The sequence below is a fragment of the Streptomyces sp. URMC 126 genome, from assembly GCF_051386555.1.
GTDB lineage: Bacteria > Actinomycetota > Actinomycetes > Streptomycetales > Streptomycetaceae > Streptomyces.
The window spans coordinates 1-1640 of sequence record NZ_JBPQTX010000585.1 but is presented as its reverse complement, the minus strand read 5'-3'; the positions used below and the strand labels follow the sequence as shown (position 1 = coordinate 1640).

Annotated in this window: 1 protein-coding gene; it reads right to left on the bottom strand. The window is 72.9% G+C overall.

Features of this window, described 5'->3' with window-relative positions; genetic code table 11:
- Nucleotides 1–17: 17 nt before the first annotated feature.
- Nucleotides 18–1547, bottom strand: a complete 1530-nt coding sequence (locus ACSNOK_RS32925) for an alkaline phosphatase D family protein (protein WP_436784454.1) — start codon at nucleotides 1545–1547, stop codon at nucleotides 18–20.
- Between the last annotated feature and the right edge of the window lie 93 nt (nucleotides 1548–1640).

Here is a 1640-nt window from a genome sequence, read left to right as displayed (position 1 = left end):
GCCGTCCGCCACGCGGCTCACGCCGGCTCGAACCCCGGCCGCCCCGCCCGCGACACGAAACTCGCCTCCGTGGCGACCGGCGCCCCCGGCCGCGTGGCGTACGGCAGCACCCGGTAATCGGCCCGGACGCTGTCCGGGGTGAAGGTGATGACGACGTAACCCCGGCGCTCCGCGTAGTACTTGATGTGCGGATTGACCCGCATCACGTTCTCCCAGTCGTCCGGCCGCTCGACCCCGTCGAAGCCGCTGGACACGGACGTGCCGAGGATCTCGACGCCCAGCGTGGCGGAGCCCGGGTCGTCGAAGTCCTCCTTGATGTCCATGGCGTAGTGGACGTGGACGTCACCGGAGAGGACGACGAGGTTGGCGATCTCCGCGTCCCGCGCGCCGTCGAGGATCCTGCGGCGCGACGCGGGGTAGCCGTCCCAGGCGTCCATCGACACGCGCGCCCGCCCGACGTTGCCCTTGCGCTGGCAGAAGGCCACCTGCTGGACGAGGACGTTCCAGGTCGCGCAGGACTCCCGGAAGCCGTCCAGCAGCCACTCCTCCTGCTCGGCCCCGGTGAGCGTCCGCGCCGGGTCCTCGGACTCGGGCCCGGGGTACTTCCAGCCGTCCCCGTACGCCTGGTCGGACCGGTACTGCCGGGTGTCCAGGACGTCGAACCGCGCCAGGTCCCCGTAATGGAACCGCCGGTACAGCCGGGCGTCCGGGCCGGAGGGACGCTGCCGTTCGCGCAGCGGCATGTGCTCCCAGTACGCCCGGTAGGCGGCGGCGCGGCGGCGCAGGAACTCGTCGGTCGGCAGGTTGCGCTGGGAGACGGCGGCGGCGTAGTTGTTCTCCACCTCGTGGTCGTCCCAGGTGACGATCCAGGGGTGCGCGGCGTGCGCGGCCCGCAGGTCGGCGTCGGTCTTGCCGAGCGCGTAGCGCAGCCGGTAGCCGTCGAGGGTGGTCAGCCAGTGGTTGAAGACCTCGGGGAGCTGTTGCTCTCCGGTGTAGCCGCGGGCTCCGGCCTGGGCGTTGATCTCGTTCTCGTAGATGTAGTCGCCGACGAAGAGGACGGCGTCCAGATCCTCCTCCCGGGCGAGGTGGGCGAGGGCCGTGTAGTACCCCTCGTCGTACTGCAGGCAGGAGGCCAGCCCCATCCGTACGCGTCCGACGTCCGCTCCGGGAGCGGGCGCCGTCCTGGTCCGCCCGACGGGGCTGGTCCACGGGCCGCAGCGGAAGCGGTACCAGTACGTCCGGGCCGGCTCCAGCCCGTCGACCTCCACGTGGACGCTGTGCGCGTCCGCGCCGTCGGCCGCCACGACCCCGCCGCACACGATGTCGCGCAGCCCCTCGTCCGCCGCCACCGCCCACTCCACCGGGATCCGGCACTCCGGCGGCAGCCCGCCGTCCACCTCCAGCGGGCGCGGCGCCAGTCTCGTCCACAACACGACCCCGTCGGGCAGCGGATCACCGGAGGCGACGCCGAGCGTGAAGGGATCCTCGACCACCTCCCGCCCGCTCAACTCCCTGTCCGACCGCCGCTGCCGCATCTCGCGCGTCATGCGCTCCACTCCCTCCGGTAACGGAGTCCGACGGGACGAGGGTACCGCCGGGGGCGGGCGGGGGGCCGCGGTGGCCGAGGCGGTGGAGCTGGT

Excerpts from the sequence above, each read along its gene's own strand:
- ACSNOK_RS32925 (WP_436784454.1), bottom strand. The coding sequence starts at position 1,547 with ATGACGCGCGAGATGCGGCAGCGGCGGTCGGACAGGGAGTTGAGCGGG.